A 16,362-nucleotide genomic window follows, 5' to 3' on the forward strand; every position below is an offset into this window, starting at 1 on the left:
GATGCTCTTTTTTAATAATTGTATTACAATGAAAAAACAGTCATTATTACTAATCGTAGTCCTGTTCTCCGGTCTGGTTGCTTTGGCCGGATGCAATCAACAGGCAAAATCAGGTGAAAGCAATGAAAGGCCTAAACAAAAAAAAGACCTCTATCTCCAATTGTATTCCGTACGGGACGATATCAAAGCCGATTTTCCGGGTACGATTGCGAAGGTTGCCGAGATAGGCTTTACGGGCGTGGAAGCGGCCGGATATGCCGACGGCAAATTCTATGGATTGACTCCGGAAGAGTTTAAAAAAGCGATTGAGGGTGCCGGCATGCAAGTTCTTTCTTCACACGTCGGAAGACCGTTGGCTGAAAAGACTGCCGATACCAATTGGGAAGAAATTTGGCAATGGTGGGATACGGCTATCCAAGCTCATAAAGCAGCGGGCATGAAATATGTTATTGTTCCTTGGATCCCTGCTCCTAAGACGTTGGATGATGTAAAAGCGTATGCCGATTATTTCAATCAAATAGGGGAGAAAGTCAATGCAGCCGGTATGCGTTTCGGATATCATAATCACAATTTCGAATTTCAGGAAATAGAAGGACAACCCATTTACGATTATTTCCTGCAAAATACCGATCCGAAAAAAGTATTCTTCCAAATGGATGTCTATTGGGTGAATCGCGGCGGAAAAACACCGGTCGAATATTTCAAAAAATATCCGGGAAGATTCGAAATCCTGCATATTAAAGATGAAAAAGAACTTGGACAAAGCGGAGCGGTCGGTTTTGATGCTATCTTCAATCATATTGCCGAAGCCGGAACAAAATATAATGTCGTAGAGGTAGAACGATATGACTACACTCCGTTAGAAAGCGTGAAAATGAGTTATGATTATTTGATCGATAGCCCCTTTGTAAAAGAAAGCTATTCGAAATGATTTCAGATTTAAAACGGGATTATTAGTGTGATCATTCACATACTAAAAAACTCCCTTGCGGAATTCCGCAGGGGAGTTTTTTATAAAACCTTGAATTAAGAAACAGTTTCTAAGCTTTTCCGGCGCTGCCGAGAACCTTTTCCGTTTTGTGTTTGTAGAGTTTCTTCAATTCGTCACGAGCCGGTCCGAGATATTTACGCGGATCGAATTCAGCGGGTTTCAAAGCAAATACTTCCCGTACGGCTGCAGTCATCGCCAAACGTCCGTCAGAGTCTATATTGATCTTGCATACAGCCGAAGTAGCCGCTTTACGCAGTTGTTCTTCGGGGATACCGATAGAATCTTTCAAATGACCGCCGTATTTATTAATGGTATCCACATATTCCTGAGGTACGGAAGAAGAACCGTGAAGAACAATGGGGAATCCGGGGATTCTTTCTTCGATTTCTTTCAAGATGTCGAAACGCAATTCGGGCGGTACGAGCCGGCCGTTTTCGTCACGGGTGCATTGAGCGGGAGTGAATTTATTGGCTCCGTGCGAAGTGCCGATAGAGATAGCCAATGAGTCGACGCCGGTGCGGCTGACAAAATCCACCACTTCATCGGGTTCGGTATACGTGTGATGTTCAGCAACCACATCGTCTTCGATACCGGCTAAGACACCCAATTCGCCTTCCACCGTTACATCGTGTTGATGAGCGTATTCTACGACTCTTTTTGTTAAGGCGATATTTTCTTCGTAAGGAAGGTGCGAACCGTCGATCATCACGGATGAAAATCCGTATTCGATACAACTTTTGCAGAGTTCAAAGCTGTCGCCGTGATCCAAGTGCAATACGATAGGAATTTCGTAGCCTAATTCTTTGGCATATTCCACGGCTCCTTGGGCCATATAACGCAAAAGCGTTTGGTTGGCATATTTTCTGGCACCGCTCGAAACCTGCAAGATAACCGGAGATTTGGTTTCTACGCAAGCCGAGATGATGGCTTGCAATTGCTCCATGTTGTTGAAATTGAAAGCAGGAATTGCGTATCCTCCGTCAATTGCCTTTTTAAATAGTTCTTTTGAGTTCACAAGACCCAATTCTTTATAACTTACCATTTTTTCTATTTGTTTTTATATTATACTGAATGATAGAATTGTGGTGCAAAAATAGCAATTAATTGGCAATTGGTGAAATATTTTCCGAAAAGAGTCGGTCAAAATGCTGTGGTAAGGATAAAAATAATAAAATGGCGGTGAAATATTATTCTAATAAAATACTTGCGGAATCTCTTTTCTTACTATTTTTGTATTCTAATAGATGTTTAACTTGTAATGGTCTATGTGTTGAAAATAGAATAAGAATCTGTTTAGATTTATTTTCCGATTCAAAAAGATTTGTTTTTTGAAGGTGAAGAATACTCTCATGACCGCCTTTCGTCAGCGATTTAAGCGGATTCCAAATTCCGGAAAAGGATGAAATCTCAAATATATTTATTAAATATTTTATTATGATTATAGGAATACCCAAAGAAATTAAAGAGCAGGAGGGAAGAGTCGCAATGACCCCCGATGGAGTCTTCGAACTTACCCGTAGAGGACACAAAGTCTTTGTGCAAAGAGGGGCTGGTGTCGAAAGTCAATTACCGGACGAAAATTATCAACGGGCCGGGGCTGTCATTCTCGATCATATTGAGGATGTGTATGCAACTGCCGACATGATCGTGAAAGTAAAAGAACCCATTGAGAAAGAATATCCTTTGATAAAAAAAGATCAGGTGATATTCACGTATTTTCATTTTGCATCCAATAAAAAATTAACGGAAGCGATGCTTTCGAGTGGATCGGTTTGTATTGCTTATGAAACAGTGATCGATAAAAATGGGGCGTTGCCGTTACTTATTCCGATGAGTGAAGTTGCCGGTCGTTTATCTATTCAACAGGGAGCAAAGTATCTGGAGAAACCCCAGGGAGGAAAAGGAGTCGTGTTGGGAGGCGTTCCCGGCGTGAAACCGGCTGAAGTCGTCATTATTGGAGCTGGGGTAGTGGGGCATAATGCCGCGCAAATGGCCGCCGGATTGGGCGCAAGAGTCAAAATATTGGATGTTAATTTAAACAGGCTTCGATACTTATCGGAAATCTTACCTTCGAATGTGGAGACGCTTTATTCCACAGAAATGTCTATAGCCGAATCGATTAAGACGGCTGATTTGGTTATTGGCGCGACCTTGCTGGTCGGAGCAAAAGCGCCGCATCTGGTTAAACGTGAAATGTTGAAAGAGATGGTTCCCGGAACGGTAATGATTGATGTTTCGGTCGATCAGGGAGGTTGTTTCGAAACGACACATCCTACCACCCACGCCCATCCAACGTATGAAGTGGATGGAATTGTTCATTATTGTGTCGCCAACATTCCCGGAGCGGTTCCGGTTACATCCACTCGCGCGCTCACCAATTCCACGCTCCCATATGTGATTCGATTGGCTGAAAATGGATGGGCGGGCGCTTGTAAACAATTTCCTGATTTGCGAAGTGGCGTGAATATCGTAAAAGGAGAAGTCGTTTTCAAAAATGTTGCGGATTCGCTGGATTTACCTTATGTAGAATTAAACTTGTAGGAAGAGAATGTCACTCTGCGGCGTGACGGTAAAAAAGTAAATAATCCATGCGAACGATGACGGGTGGAGCTCACCTCGTGTGGAAGGCCTGCTCGAACCTTAAGTGTGAAAACGGACTTTGTGTGGAAAAAAACGGACATGCGGGTGCATTATTCTGCTCATATCCTTTGTACTTAGCGGAAATTTTTTTTCCTTTGTTCGTAAGAAACGATTTAAATTCCTTACGAAAGGTGGTCATGAGAGTATTCTTCGCCTTCAAAAAACAAATCTTTTTGAACCGCGAAATAAATTTAAATAGATTCTGAATAGAATTGAAAGAGAACCCCAATGAAATATTAATCGACTAATGGAAAATTTAGACAAACAAAATCAAATACAAATAGAATTGGGTGAGGACGTGGCCCAAGGAACTTATTCGAACTTGGCAATCATTTCGCATTCCACGTCGGAGTTTATTATCGATTTTATCCGCATAGTGCCGGGAATACCCAAAGCCAAGGTAAAGTCGCGTATCATCCTGACGCCCGAACATGCCAAGCGGTTGTTATTCGCTTTAAAAGAGAATATCGACAAGTTTGAAAATGCCAACGGTCCGATTCGCATGGGGGGCGACCCCGGAGGTTTTCTGCCGCCTATCGGAGGCATAGGGCAGGCGTAATGATGTATGATGTATGAAGGATGATGTGTATACGGTATGAATTAATTTAAATATACAACAGTCTATGGAATTATTAAGTGTATCTGCAGTTAACTGGTCGAGAGCACAATTTGCACTCACCGCCGGATATCATTGGTTGTTTGTTCCGCTGACCATCGGGTTGGCGCTCATCATGTCTGTCATGGAAACGATCTATGTGAGAACCGGTGATCCAAAATGGAAAAGTACCGCCAAGTTCTGGCAAAAGATTTTCGGAATCAATTTTGCCATTGGCATAGCAACAGGTATCATCCTGGAGTTCCAATTCGGAACGAACTGGTCGAACTACAGTTGGTTTGTCGGGGATATTTTCGGTGCGCCGTTGGCCATCGAAGGGATTGTGGCGTTCTTCCTGGAGGCGACCTTTATTTCGATTATGTTTTTCGGATGGAACCGGGTAAGCAAGAACATGCACCTGGCTTCGACGTGGCTGGTGACGCTGGGGGCGACCTTATCGGCGTATTGGATTCTGGTGGCGAACGCCTGGATGCAATATCCCGTGGGGATGGAGTTCAACCCCGACACGGTACGGAATGAAATGAACGATTTCTGGGCCGTCATCTCTTCGCCGATTGCCGTGAATAAGTTTTTGCATGCCGTATTTTCTTGCTGGGGATTCGCCGCGGCGTTCGTGTTGGGCGTAAGCAGTTGGTATCTGTTGAAGAAACGCCATCAGGACTTCGCGTTGAAGAGTATTAAGGTCGGCATGATTGTGGGCCTTTCCGGTTTTGTGCTGTTGGCCGTCACCGGTGACGGGTCGGGACACGAAGTGGCTCAGAAGCAGCCGATGAAGCTCGCCGCTATGGAAGGTCTTTACCAGGGCAAAGAAGGCGCGGGGCTGATTGCCGTGGGGATGTTGAATCCGGCAAAACAAGCTTATAACGACCGGGTGGATCCGTATCTTTTCAAGATGGAAATACCCAAACTGTTGTCGTTGTTGGGCTATCGCGATGCGAATGCCTTCGTGCCCGGCATCGAGAATATTATCGACGGGGGATATACGTTGCCCGACGGTACGGTCGCTCTGTCGTTTCGGGAGCGTAAAGAGCGTGGCGAGAAAGCTATACAGGCGTTGGCCGACTACAAGACGGCGACGGCCGAAGGGCGCCTCGACGATGCGGCTCAACATAAGCGGATTCTGGACGAAAACTACGCGCATTTCGGTTACGGCTATCTCGAAAGCGAGGCCGACCTGGTTCCCGATGTGCCGTTGACGTTTTATACGTTTCACCTCATGGTGATTATCGGATGTTATTTCATCCTGTTCTTTTTGATCGTCTGGTATTTCGTTCATAAGAAGAAAATGCACACGGAGCGCTGGTTGCAATATGTGGCCTTGTGGAGCATTCCGCTCGCATACATCGCGGGGCAGTGCGGATGGGCGGTTGCCGAGATGGGCCGCCAGCCGTGGACGATACAGGATGTGCTTCCGGTACAGACGGCCGTGTCGGCGGTTGCGACCGGCAATATCGTGGCGACGTTTATTCTCTTCGCAATCATATTTACCGGAATGCTTGTGGCTGAAGTGACGATTATGGTGAAGCAGATAAAAAAGGGGCCGGATTTCCCCCCGGAAGTTTCGGGATCAAACAGATTGATGGAGATTGATGAAGATTGAAAACAGATTGAAAAAGAACTATAGATTATGATCACATACGAATTTTTACAAAACTATTGGTGGTTTATCATCTCGTTGCTGGGAGGCTTGCTGGTGTTTCTGCTCTTTGTACAAGGCGGTCAGTCCATGCTGCATTCCCTGGGACGCACGGAAGATGAAAAGAAATTGCTTGTGAACGCTTTGGGGCGCAAGTGGGAATATACGTTTACCACGCTTGTCACGTTTGGCGGTGCATTTTTCGCTTCGTTCCCGTTGTTTTACTCCACGAGTTTCGGCGGCGCATACTGGGTGTGGATGATTATCCTGTTCTGCTTTGTGCTGCAAGCCGTGTCTTATGAGTTTCAGTCGAAACCCGGAAATATTTTCGGGAAGGGCACTTACCGGGCGTTTTTATTTATCAACGGCGTGCTCGGTACGTTCTTGTTGGGTGCGGCGGTCGCCACGTTCTTCACCGGCTCGGAGTTTACCGTGAACAAAGGCAACATCGTCGGCCTGGGCGATGCAGGGCCCGTTATCAGCCAATGGCAGAACCCGCTGCACGGAATCGAAGCGCTGGGCGATGCCCGGAATTGGTTCTTGGGGCTTGCCGTATTGTTTCTGGCCCGTACACTGGCGAGTTTGTTCTTTGTGAACCGCTTGAATCATGATATATTGGTAGACCGCTCACGGAAGTTCACCTTATATAACGGCGTTCCTTTTGTGGTGTTTTTCCTGGCGTTCCTCATCTGGACGTTGGTCGCCGACGGCTATGCCGTGAATCCGGAAACGAAAGTGGTCTTTCTCGAACCGGCCAAATACTTGCATAACTTTCTCGATATGCCCCTTGTGTTGATCGTATTTTTACTGGGTGTGGTCGGCGTGCTCTACGGCATTTTCGCTACCGTATTCCGCCCGGAATACAATAAAGGTATTTGGTTCGCTGGTGTCGGAACGGTGCTTACCGTGACGATGCTCTTTCTGGTTGCCGGCTACAACCACACGGCGTATTATCCTTCTTCTATCGATTTGCAAAGCTCGCTGACCGTTCAGAATTCCTCTTCGAGTGAATTCACGTTGGGAGTGATGTCGATTGTGTCGCTGCTCGTGCCGTTCGTCCTTGCGTATATTTTCTACGCTTGGAGGGCATTGGAGAAGAAATCGCTCGGGCTGGACGACCTTCAGGCCGATGAGCATTCGTATTGATTGGAGATTAGAGATTAGATATGAAAGATTAGATTGATGTTTGCTGAAGGCAAGGGCAGGCATCAATCTTTTATCAATCTTCACCAATCTTCCATCAATTCTCCTCCGTTCCTTCCTTCATGGGGACGAAGATAAAACGGCCTTCTTCCGATTCTTCAAAGGAGTCGGGGCCGGTACGCTCGATAACCATCATCTTTTGTCCACGGCTATCGCCCACGGGCACCACCATGAGTCCGCCTATGCGCAGTTGATGCAAAAGCTTTTCGGGACGTTGTTCCGGCGCCGCGGTAATCAGTATTTTATCGAAAGGAGCGTGATCGGGCAATCCCTCGTATCCGTCGCCGAAAAACAACTTCGGATAATAGTTTAAAGACTCAAGTGTTTTTTCGGCTTTCCGGTGCAGCGCTTCATACCGCTCGATACTGTACACGTTCATTCCCATTTCGCAAAGCACGGCCGCCTGATAACCGCTTCCGGTACCTATTTCGAGCACTTTGTCGCCTGGGCGGAGTTGCAGCAGTTGCGTTTGGAAGGCTACGGTATACGGTTGGGAAATGGTTTGCCCCTTGTCGATGGGCAAGGCGCGGTCGGCGTAGGCATAATCAACTAAACTTTTATCGATAAATACCTGCCGGGGGATAGTCCCGATGGCCGCGAGCACCCGTTCGTCGGTAATGCCTTTGCGCCGTAATTTTTCGACGAGTTTTTTCGCCCTGTCGTCGGCGTATACAATGGTATCGGTCATAGCAATCTCTGTTTTTGAGGATGATTTTTTGTTGCCGTTTGCTGCACAGCCTATGATGCCCGCACAGCTAACGGCGATAATGAATGATAAAGAAATTTGTTGGATGATGGTTGTCATATACTGTAATCTTTTTACTTCCTGAAAACAAAGATAATAAAAAATGGAGGATAGAGAATGGAGGTACTTCCTCCGATAATACCTCCGGCGATAAACGCTACGTGTGATAACGGCTAACGCCAATAGTTAAAGACAGGGAGACCGGAGACTGAAGGCATATATTTTTTACAATTTATATTTTGCCGGATGCAAAAAATGTCGTAATATTGTACCGTTAAATGTACTGAAATGGGGTGAATTATCCATACACATGGCCAATTATCTTCGAAAAACCGCTCCGCCCCGGAGCAGCTCAGGGCAGAGACATGCCTATCCCCATTCGCCCGGCCATCACGAATAATAAAGAGTTCTTTGCGGCGTATATGCCTCTTGCGACCGAAGCTTCGGGATGCCGGGGACTCTTTTTACGATGGCGGAAATCGCGGCGGGCAGAAATTTGCCCTGTTTCCGCTTGCGAAAGTCCCATCAGGCAAGTCAATCATCCTTTTTCCACTTGCGGAAATGCCATCGGGCAGGCAGGATGCCTTTTTTCCACTTGCGAAAACCTCTCCCGGCAGCCTGTGGCTGTTTTTCCTCTTGCGGAAACGTTCCCAACCGCTTTGTGCCTTGTTTTTCCATTTGCGAAAGATCCTTTCGGGAGAATGATGTGTCATTTGAATCTGTTTTTTTACTATTTATTTATATATCTGTTAAAAATGAAATATTATGATTATTAAAAGTACAAATTTATCGAAATCACCGTTGATGGAATTCTTTCAGGTGATGAAACTGATTGCCGGGTATCTTGGTAAAGAAGATATGGAAACGCTGAAGCTGGCAGTTGTGGCCACGGCGTTCCTGGTGGGCTTCGACACGCTCGATGCCGCTGTAAAACAAGCCGATAAGTCGGGTTTTACGACTGTAAAGAGGGAACGCGATAGTGTGCGCGATAACACGTTCGTGGGATTTATGGAATTTTTACGCAGCATGACGCGTTATCCCGATCCGGACGTCAGCGAAGCCGCCCGCCGGTTGCTGTTCGTTACCGAAAAATATGGCAAATCGATCCAGGCCATGGCGCGCGAACAAGAGACATCTATCTTGCATAATTGGGTTGGGGACATGCGCCAAAACGGCAATGTAGCCTTGTTGGAAAAACTCACTCACTTGCCATGGATCGATAAAATAGACGAGGAAAACACGCAGTACGAGGCGACTCATATTTCTTCTACCGAAGAGAAATCCACGTATGTCACCGGCCTTACGGATAAAGCTCGCAAGGAAATGCAAAAGGCTTTTGAAAACCTGTGTGAAGCCATTAACAGCCATGCTTTTATCGATGGTGAAACACCTTATATCGGGTTGGCCGATAAAATCAATGTAGAGGTGGCTAATGCACAACAACTCGCTAAATCGAGGGCTACACTGTTGAAGAATAAGAAAAAGAAGAAACAAGAAAAGCAATAATTCCTCCGATTTTTCTCTTAGGATGGCGTGATCGATTGGGGTCGGCCATCCTATTTTTTTTTCATAAAGAAGATATCATAAGGATAAAAAGCGTATTTTTGCACCCGTATTCTTTAAGAACTATTTATGAGTAGGCAAAGCATCATACCCGTTACTCTGTTGATGGTGAGCGCATCGATACTCCTTTTTTCCTGCAATGAAAGCAAGCGAAGCATGTTTAAAGCGGATAATAAGGTGGAGTTCGACACGATTATCACAGAGAAACAATATCATCTGGAAGGCGATACGGCCAACCCTTCGTGTAACTTGCATCTGGCGTTCGTATATCCTGTCGGCAGCGGAAAGGCCGACCTTGCCGCCCTGCAGCGGTTTTTCGTGCAAAATGTGCTGGGAGCGGCATACGACTCGCTTTCGCCGGCTGAGGCCGTGGAGAAGTATACGCGCGATTACGTCGATAATTATCTGTACGATGTGAAGGTTTATCGCGAAAATGTGAACGATATCCAACAAATTAACGCCCGAATCCCCGACATGCATGCCGATGATAGCGAACATGCGGTGATGGATACGTTTTACTCGTACTACGAAATCCTGTCCGATTCCGTCGTGTATAACCGCCACGATATCCTTGCGTTTCAGGTAAAACAGTCCAACAACAAAGGCGGCGTGGCTTCGTACGATTCGTACCGCAACTGTGTCATCAACCTCAAAACCGAAACGTTACTGACCGAAAACGATATCTTTAATGCCGGTTACGATGTGGCTTTGCAAAGTTTGTTTGTGACTTATCTGCTCGAACAAAACAACGTGAAAACCGTGCGCGACTTGGAAGATCTGGGCTTTTTCGGCGTGGAGGAAATGCTTCCCAACGGCAACTTCCTCGTGACCGATAAAGGCATCATTTATACCTTTAACAAAGGCGAATACTCGGCTTATCAACTCCATGCACCGGAAGTGTTTATTCCTTACGACGCCATCCGATCGTTATTGCGCAACCATACGGTAGTGTCGAAATTGGCCGGCTTGTAATGGACGCTATCGAGCGCTATTTCCCCGGTTTAACGCCGCGACAGAAAGAACAATTCGCTTCTTTGCAAACGTTATATGCCGATTGGAATGCAAAAATCAATGTGATTTCTCGGAAAGACATGGATAACCTCTATGTGCATCATATCTTGCACTCGTTGTCCATTGCCCGGTACATGCGTTTTGCGCCCGGCACGCACCTGCTCGATGTGGGTACGGGAGGGGGATTTCCGGGCATTCCCCTGGCCATCTTTTTTCCGGAAGCGTCATTTGTACTGCTCGACAGTATCGGCAAAAAGATAAAAGTCGTGAACGAGATAGCCGTCGCCATCGGCCTGGCGAATGTCGAAGGCGTTCACTCGCGGGTGGAGCAGGAGCGGCGCAAGTTCGATTTTATTGTCAGCCGTGCGGTAATGGCGATGCCGCAATTGGTCAAGCTCGTTCGCAAAAACATCATTGCGGAGCAGCGCAATGCCTTGCCCAACGGACTCATTTGCCTGAAGGGAGGCGATTTGACGGAAGAGCTCAAACCTTTCGGGAGTATGGCCGAAACCGTCGCATTATCCAATTATTTCACAGAACCTTTTTTCGAAACCAAAAAACTGGTGTACCTTCCCCTGGATTGATATAGATTGATAGAAGATTGTTATATGCTGTATTTCCACTCTATCTGCTGTAATTCTTTCCCTATTTCCCGTATCGTGCTGATAATTTCCTGTTGTCGTTTGGGTGAAGGTTTCTTTGCCCCGCTTATGTAAGCAGCTAACAGGCTTTGTTTCATTCCCATCCGGCGGGCAATGGCCGAAGCGTTCAACTCCGGATAATTCATGAAGAGCATATAAAGAAAATTGCTCTGTTTTTCTTTAAAAAAACCTTCGAAACTCAGATCTTCGTCAAGGTCTTTCCAATGTATGCCGAACTCATCGGCTTCGAAATTATTCCGCTCTTCAGGCGTGGCAAATTTCAAAGGTGGATAATTCGAAAAATCCTCGTATGCTTCACGCCCCTCTGCGGTGCGTATCCATATAGCTGTATCGGTCGTCCATATTTTTTCGATTACCATCATTATTTTCTTCTATTACGGGTTCTACCATCTTTAATTCTGATGCTTTTAATCCTTTATTATCCACTAATTTTACAGGAAAAAGCAGGAATTTTGCCCTTGTTTTTCCTTTTACAACATGTATGTGGATCGGCTCATGGTCATTGGCATAAATAAGTGATTTGAATGACGATTCAAAGATAGGTTGTTTATTCATAACCTGCAATTGTTTGTTCCTTTATATACATCTTCATTTATTCGAAAGGTATAGTATAGCGCGCTGCTTTTTATGCTTTCCCTGTGTGACAATTCAAAAGAAAAAGCTATTTTTGTGGAAGAAATAGCAACACGAAAGGAATCTTGGAAAAATGAAAATTAAAACATTTGAATTTAATCCGTTATCAGTAAACACCTACGTTCTCTCCGACGAGACGCGCGAATGTGTGGTGATCGATGCGGCTTGTTTCTATCCCGATGAAAAGGAAATGCTGCTGAATTATCTCATCGATAACGATCTTATTGTAAAACGGCTTATCAATACCCACTTGCATTTCGACCATCTGTTCGGTGTAAACTTCCTCGCTTCGCATTTCGGCCTTCCGTTAGACTATCATCCGGCCGATGAGTTTTTGCTCGAAGATATTCCCGGACAGCTCCGCTTGTTCGGCTTTCAGGGTTTCAGCGACGATTTGACGCCTCCCAAAGGATTGTATCTGCACGAAAACGATACCGTTACCTTCGGCCGGCAACAACTGCGCGTCTGGGAAGTGCCGGGGCATTCGCCGGGAAGCATCGTTTTTTACAGCGCCGAAGACGGAGCGCTGTTTTCGGGCGATGCCCTGTTCCGTGCCAGTATCGGACGGACCGATCTGGCAAGGGGCGATTACGAGCAACTGATCGACGGTATTAAGAAGAAACTTTTTGTTCTGCCCGATGAGACGATCGTCTATCCCGGGCATGGCCCTTCGACGACTATCGGCTTCGAGCGGCGGAACAATCCTTTTTTGCAATCGGACAAAAGCAATTGATAATTACGAATTACGAATTACGAATTACAAATTACGAATTACAAATTGGCAGTCTGTAACCATCCGGGTGAAATAGCTTGCGAAACTTAAATAATTAAACTGATAATAACAACAAATATCTACTAAACCGAATCGTGTATTTATGGAAATGGAAAAATTTTATACCCGTCATATCGGGACCAATGAAGCGGATAGAAAGAAAATGCTGGAAAGCCTCGGCGTTTCCTCAATGGATGAATTGATCGATCAAACGATACCTTCCGATATCCGTCTGGAGCATCCGCTATCGCTGCCGGCGCCGTTGTCGGAACAGGAGTATGCCGAAGAAATAGGGAGCATCGCCGCCAAAAACCAACTCTTTGCATCCTACATCGGCATGGGCTGGTACGATACCATCACTCCGGCAGTTATCTACCGCAACGTATTCGAAAATCCGGTATGGTATACGTCCTATACGCCATATCAGGCGGAGATATCGCAGGGGCGGCTCGAAGCGCTGTTGAATTTTCAAACGGTGGTGAGCGAACTCACGGCTTTGCCGTTGGCCAACTGCTCCCTGTTGGACGAGGCTACGGCTGCCGGCGAAGCTGCAAGTATGATGCATGCCTTGCGAAGCCGCGAACAGGTGAAAGCCAATGTGTCGAAGCTGTTTGTCGATGAAAATATATTTCCGCAAACGCTGGCCGTGTTGCATACCCGCATGGATTGCCACGACATTGAGATTGTCGTCGGCGACTATAAGCAGTTCGATGGCGGAGAAAATTTCTTCGGAGCCATCATACAGTATCCCAATAGTAACGGGAGCATCGAAGACTATCGCGGCTTTGTCGAAAAGGCACATGGAGCCGGCTGCAAAGTAGCCGTCGCTACCGATTTGATGGCGTTGACCCTGCTGACGCCTCCGGGCGAGTGGGGGGCGGATATCGCTTTCGGAAGTACGCAACGGTTCGGCATCCCGATGTTCTTCGGCGGTCCGTCGGCGGCTTTTTTTGCCACCCGCGACGAATATAAACGTTCTATGCCGGGACGCATCATCGGCATATCCAAAGATGTCAATGGCCGCCAGGCGTTGCGCATGGCTTTGCAGACACGCGAACAGCATATCAAACGCGACAAGGCGACTTCCAACGTGTGCACGGCGCAGGCGTTGTTGGCCACGATGGCGTCGTTCTATGCCATATACCACGGTCCCGAAGGTTTGAAGAGCATTGCCCGCCGTATCCATTCGCATGCCGTGCAAGTGGCGCGCGAATTGGAAGGAATGGGATTCAAGCAGGTAAACGGGCAATACTTCGATACGTTAAAGATTGAATTGGCGCCGAAAGTCTCCGTTCAGGACATACGCGACAACGCCGAAGCGCGATCGATCAACCTCCGCTATTTCCCCACGGGCGAGATAGGCATCAGCATCGATGAAACGACCAACTGCCAACGGATGCAGGAGTTGCTGGGCGTATTTGCGATGGCGGTGGGCAGCTCGAAAGCGTTTTTGTTCGAATGCGCCGAACCGCAGCAAGCGGCGCTTTGCGAAGAGCTGGTTCGTAAGACCGATTTTTTGCAACACGAGACCTTTAACCGCTATCATACCGAAACGGAATTGATGCGTTACATCAAACGTTTGGAGCGCAAGGATATTTCGCTGGCGCATTCCATGATTTCATTGGGTTCGTGTACGATGAAACTTAATTCGGCTTCGAGCATGTTGCCGTTGGGGCTTGCGGCGCTGCAACGCGTCCATCCTTATGCCCCCGTGGAACAGGCGGCGGGGTATCTGCAATTCATCGACGAACTCGAATCGATGTTGGCCGAAATCACCGGTTTTGCCGGAGTCAGCTTGCAGCCTAATTCGGGCGCCGCGGGAGAGTTTACCGGGCTCATCATCATCCGCAGTTATCTCGAAAGCATCGAACAGGGGCATCGTAAAATCGTTTTGATCCCCGCTTCGGCTCACGGAACCAATCCGGCTAGCGCTGTTCAGGCGGGATTTACCCCCGTAACGGTTGCTTGCGACGAACGGGGAAATGTCGATATGGATGACTTGGCCCGCAAAGCGCAGGAGCATGCGCATGATCTGGCCGGATATATGATTACGTATCCTTCCACGCATGGAATTTTTGAAGCGGACATCCGTGAGATGTGCCGTATCATTCATGAGAACGGCGGACAAGTGTATATGGACGGCGCGAATATGAACGCCCAAGTGGGATTGACCAATCCGGGTACGATCGGCGCCGATCTCTGTCACTTGAACCTGCACAAGACCTTCGCCATTCCTCATGGCGGCGGCGGCCCGGGTGTCGGCCCCGTGTGTGTGGCGCAACATCTGGTTCCCTTCCTTCCCGGGCATCCCGTGGCTTTCGAATCGGATAAGAACACGGTTGCGGCGGCTCCTTATGGCAACGCCGGGGTGCAGCAAATCACGTATGCGTATATCCGCATGATGGGCGTCGAAGGTTTGACGAAAGCTACCGAAAACGCAATATTGAATGCGAACTATCTGGCGCAGCGGTTGCAAGACTCGTACGGCATTGTGTACCGAGGAGCAAACGGCCGGGTAGGCCATGAGCTTATTCTGGAATGCCGGCAGTTGAAAGCGGTGTCGGGCATTACCGAGAGCGATATCGCCAAGCGGCTGATGGATTACGGTTTTCACGCGCCGACTCTTTCTTTCCCGGTGCATGGTACGTTGATGATCGAGCCGACCGAGTGCGAGAGCTTAGCCGAGTTGGATCGTTTTGTGGAGGCGTTGCAACAGATTCATGAAGAGATTCTGGAAGTGTCGCGCGGCGAGTATACGCTCGAAGATAACGTGCTGGTGAATGCTCCGCATCCCGAATATGTAGCTGTTGCCGATGAGTGGAATCATGCCTATCCGCGCAGTAAAGCCATTTATCCGTTGCCGTTTGTTGCGGCGAATAAGTTCTGGATCAATGTAGGCCGCATCGATGACGCGTATGGCGACCGGCATTTGGTTTCATGCCTTTGCTGATGATCCCGTCTGACGGTTCCAAGCCGTTTGACGGATAACGGGAACGAAAACTCCCAAAGGAAAAAAAGAACCTCGGGTGTCGTATCAAAACGATGCCCGAGGTTTTTCATATTTTCGGATAAATCCGTTTACTCCATCGTTCGTTTTGCCTCTTGCCAGATCTCTTCCATCTCTTCGAGCGACATTTCGTTCAACGACCGCCCTTGGTCCTTCACTTTCTTTTCCATATAGTTGAAGCGGTTGATGAATTTGCGGTTCGTGCGTTCCAAGGCATTGTCGGGGTTCACCTTATAGAGGCGCGCGGCATTGATGACACTAAACAGTAGATCGCCGAACTCGCCTTCCATTTTATCGGCATCCAGTTGTTCGATTTCCGTTTTCAGTTCGCCGAGTTCTTCATCCACTTTATCCCATACATCGTAGCGTTTGTTCCAGTCGAATCCCACATTGCGGGCTTTGTCCTGAATGCGGTAGGCCTTGATGAGCGAGGGGAGCAGCGAGGGCACTCCTTCCAGAACGGTTTTATTGCCCCCTTTCTCTTTCAGCTTGATTTGTTCCCACGAGCGTTCCACCGCTTGAGCCGTTCGCGTATGCGCGTCGCCGAACACATGCGGATGACGGAATATCAATTTCTCGCAAATGGCATTGCACACATCGGCGACATCGAACGCCTGCTTTTCTTCCCCGATTTTGGAATAGAACACCACATGCAGCAGCAAGTCGCCCAGTTCTTTTTTGATGTTTTCGTTATCCTTATTGATAATTGCGTCGACCAGTTCGTAGGTTTCTTCCACCGTGTTGGCCCGGAGACTTTCATTGGTTTGTACCTTGTCCCAAGGGCATTTCAGGCGTAGCTCGTCCATCACATCGAGCAACCGGCCGAACGCTTCTATCTTTTGTTCGCGAGTATTCATATCTTCCAGTCTTCAGTCTCCAGTCT

At 47.4% G+C, this 16,362-nt stretch carries 16 protein-coding genes; 11 read left to right on the forward strand and 5 right to left on the reverse strand.

The window, feature by feature from the left end; genetic code table 11:
• Window positions 1-28: 28 nt before the first annotated feature.
• Window positions 29-931 carry a sugar phosphate isomerase/epimerase family protein gene (locus ABNK31_RS06395; RefSeq protein WP_418894848.1) on the forward strand — a complete coding sequence of 301 codons (903 nt, stop codon included), beginning with the start codon at window positions 29-31 and terminating at the stop codon, window positions 929-931.
• Window positions 932-1,040: 109 nt separating this feature from the next.
• Here the strand turns inward: ABNK31_RS06395 and ABNK31_RS06400 are convergent, their stop codons facing one another.
• Complete coding sequence (locus tag ABNK31_RS06400) at window positions 1,041-2,033, reverse strand: class II fructose-bisphosphate aldolase (RefSeq protein WP_418894849.1); 993 nt, start codon at window positions 2,031-2,033, stop codon at window positions 1,041-1,043.
• A 392-nt stretch (window positions 2,034-2,425) separates the two neighbouring features.
• On the opposite strand from ABNK31_RS06400, the gene ald reads away from it, so the two are divergent.
• From ald to cydB, 4 genes are all read left to right on the forward strand, one after another.
• Window positions 2,426-3,532, forward strand: a complete 1,107-nt coding sequence (ald, locus tag ABNK31_RS06405) for an alanine dehydrogenase (protein ID WP_418894850.1) — start codon at window positions 2,426-2,428, stop codon at window positions 3,530-3,532.
• A 346-nt stretch (window positions 3,533-3,878) separates the two neighbouring features.
• Complete coding sequence (locus ABNK31_RS06410) at window positions 3,879-4,190, forward strand: DUF3467 domain-containing protein (protein ID WP_418894851.1); 312 nt, start codon at window positions 3,879-3,881, stop codon at window positions 4,188-4,190.
• A 64-nt stretch (window positions 4,191-4,254) separates the two neighbouring features.
• Entirely contained in the window at window positions 4,255-5,847 is a 1,593-nt protein-coding gene (locus ABNK31_RS06415) for a cytochrome ubiquinol oxidase subunit I (protein ID WP_418894852.1), read from the forward strand.
• Between the two features lie 27 nt (window positions 5,848-5,874).
• Window positions 5,875-7,029, forward strand: a complete 1,155-nt coding sequence (gene cydB / locus ABNK31_RS06420; RefSeq protein WP_418894853.1) for a cytochrome d ubiquinol oxidase subunit II — start codon at window positions 5,875-5,877, stop codon at window positions 7,027-7,029.
• Window positions 7,030-7,123: 94 nt separating this feature from the next.
• On the opposite strand, the gene ABNK31_RS06425 is transcribed toward cydB, so the two are convergent.
• Complete coding sequence (locus tag ABNK31_RS06425; protein ID WP_418894854.1) at window positions 7,124-7,891, reverse strand: protein-L-isoaspartate(D-aspartate) O-methyltransferase; 768 nt, start codon at window positions 7,889-7,891, stop codon at window positions 7,124-7,126.
• A 233-nt stretch (window positions 7,892-8,124) separates the two neighbouring features.
• Between ABNK31_RS06425 and ABNK31_RS06430 the strand changes: the two genes are divergently transcribed.
• From ABNK31_RS06430 to rsmG, 4 genes are all read left to right on the forward strand, one after another.
• A complete protein-coding gene (locus tag ABNK31_RS06430; protein ID WP_418894855.1) occupies window positions 8,125-8,607 on the forward strand; it encodes a hypothetical protein in 483 nt (160 codons plus the stop codon).
• Complete coding sequence (locus ABNK31_RS06435; RefSeq protein ID WP_418894856.1) at window positions 8,597-9,337, forward strand: DUF6261 family protein; 741 nt, start codon at window positions 8,597-8,599, stop codon at window positions 9,335-9,337. Before ABNK31_RS06430 ends, ABNK31_RS06435 begins: the two co-directional genes overlap by 11 nt.
• Window positions 9,338-9,463: 126 nt before the next feature.
• Window positions 9,464-10,366, forward strand: coding sequence for an RsiV family protein (locus ABNK31_RS06440; RefSeq protein WP_321578889.1), 903 nt, complete (start codon window positions 9,464-9,466; stop codon window positions 10,364-10,366).
• Window positions 10,366-10,989 carry a 16S rRNA (guanine(527)-N(7))-methyltransferase RsmG gene (gene rsmG / locus ABNK31_RS06445; protein WP_418894857.1) on the forward strand — a complete coding sequence of 208 codons (624 nt, stop codon included), beginning with the start codon at window positions 10,366-10,368 and terminating at the stop codon, window positions 10,987-10,989. Before ABNK31_RS06440 ends, rsmG begins: the two co-directional genes overlap by 1 nt.
• A 20-nt stretch (window positions 10,990-11,009) precedes the next feature.
• Here rsmG and ABNK31_RS06450 read toward each other — a convergent pair whose 3' ends face one another.
• Window positions 11,010-11,429, reverse strand: a complete 420-nt coding sequence (locus ABNK31_RS06450) for a DUF2442 domain-containing protein (protein WP_418894858.1) — start codon at window positions 11,427-11,429, stop codon at window positions 11,010-11,012.
• On the reverse strand, window positions 11,362-11,622 hold the full coding sequence (locus ABNK31_RS06455) for a DUF4160 domain-containing protein (protein WP_418894859.1): 261 nt from the start codon (window positions 11,620-11,622) through the stop codon (window positions 11,362-11,364). The genes ABNK31_RS06450 and ABNK31_RS06455 overlap by 68 nt, the downstream gene beginning before the upstream one ends.
• A gap of 151 nt (window positions 11,623-11,773) precedes the next feature.
• Between ABNK31_RS06455 and ABNK31_RS06460 the strand changes: the two genes are divergently transcribed.
• Window positions 11,774-12,433: an MBL fold metallo-hydrolase gene (locus tag ABNK31_RS06460; protein WP_418894860.1), complete on the forward strand. Its 660-nt coding sequence runs from the start codon at window positions 11,774-11,776 to the stop codon at window positions 12,431-12,433.
• Between the two features lie 142 nt (window positions 12,434-12,575).
• Window positions 12,576-15,422, forward strand: a complete 2,847-nt coding sequence (gene gcvP, locus ABNK31_RS06465; RefSeq protein WP_418894861.1) for an aminomethyl-transferring glycine dehydrogenase — start codon at window positions 12,576-12,578, stop codon at window positions 15,420-15,422.
• Window positions 15,423-15,550: 128 nt separating this feature from the next.
• Here the strand turns inward: gcvP and mazG are convergent, their stop codons facing one another.
• Window positions 15,551-16,336, reverse strand: a complete 786-nt coding sequence (gene mazG / locus ABNK31_RS06470) for a nucleoside triphosphate pyrophosphohydrolase (RefSeq protein WP_418894862.1) — start codon at window positions 16,334-16,336, stop codon at window positions 15,551-15,553.
• Window positions 16,337-16,362 lie beyond the last annotated feature (26 nt).

It is taken from the genome of Limibacterium fermenti, from assembly GCF_041902845.1.
In the GTDB taxonomy this organism is placed as follows: domain Bacteria; phylum Bacteroidota; class Bacteroidia; order Bacteroidales; family Dysgonomonadaceae; genus Limibacterium; species Limibacterium fermenti.

Coding starts and splice junctions, on each gene's coding strand:
- ABNK31_RS06395 (WP_418894848.1), top strand. CDS start 29: ATGAAAAAACAGTCATTATTACTAATCGTAGTCCTGTTCTCCGGTCTG.
- ABNK31_RS06400 (WP_418894849.1), bottom strand. CDS start 2,033: ATGGTAAGTTATAAAGAATTGGGTCTTGTGAACTCAAAAGAACTATTT.
- ald (WP_418894850.1), top strand. CDS start 2,426: ATGATTATAGGAATACCCAAAGAAATTAAAGAGCAGGAGGGAAGAGTC.
- ABNK31_RS06410 (WP_418894851.1), top strand. CDS start 3,879: ATGGAAAATTTAGACAAACAAAATCAAATACAAATAGAATTGGGTGAG.
- ABNK31_RS06415 (WP_418894852.1), top strand. CDS start 4,255: ATGGAATTATTAAGTGTATCTGCAGTTAACTGGTCGAGAGCACAATTT.
- cydB (WP_418894853.1), top strand. CDS start 5,875: ATGATCACATACGAATTTTTACAAAACTATTGGTGGTTTATCATCTCG.
- ABNK31_RS06425 (WP_418894854.1), bottom strand. CDS start 7,891: ATGACAACCATCATCCAACAAATTTCTTTATCATTCATTATCGCCGTT.
- ABNK31_RS06435 (WP_418894856.1), top strand. CDS start 8,597: ATGATTATTAAAAGTACAAATTTATCGAAATCACCGTTGATGGAATTC.
- ABNK31_RS06440 (WP_321578889.1), top strand. CDS start 9,464: ATGAGTAGGCAAAGCATCATACCCGTTACTCTGTTGATGGTGAGCGCA.
- rsmG (WP_418894857.1), top strand. CDS start 10,366: ATGGACGCTATCGAGCGCTATTTCCCCGGTTTAACGCCGCGACAGAAA.
- ABNK31_RS06450 (WP_418894858.1), bottom strand. CDS start 11,429: ATGATGGTAATCGAAAAAATATGGACGACCGATACAGCTATATGGATA.
- ABNK31_RS06455 (WP_418894859.1), bottom strand. CDS start 11,622: ATGAATAAACAACCTATCTTTGAATCGTCATTCAAATCACTTATTTAT.
- ABNK31_RS06460 (WP_418894860.1), top strand. CDS start 11,774: ATGAAAATTAAAACATTTGAATTTAATCCGTTATCAGTAAACACCTAC.
- gcvP (WP_418894861.1), top strand. CDS start 12,576: ATGGAAATGGAAAAATTTTATACCCGTCATATCGGGACCAATGAAGCG.
- mazG (WP_418894862.1), bottom strand. CDS start 16,336: ATGAATACTCGCGAACAAAAGATAGAAGCGTTCGGCCGGTTGCTCGAT.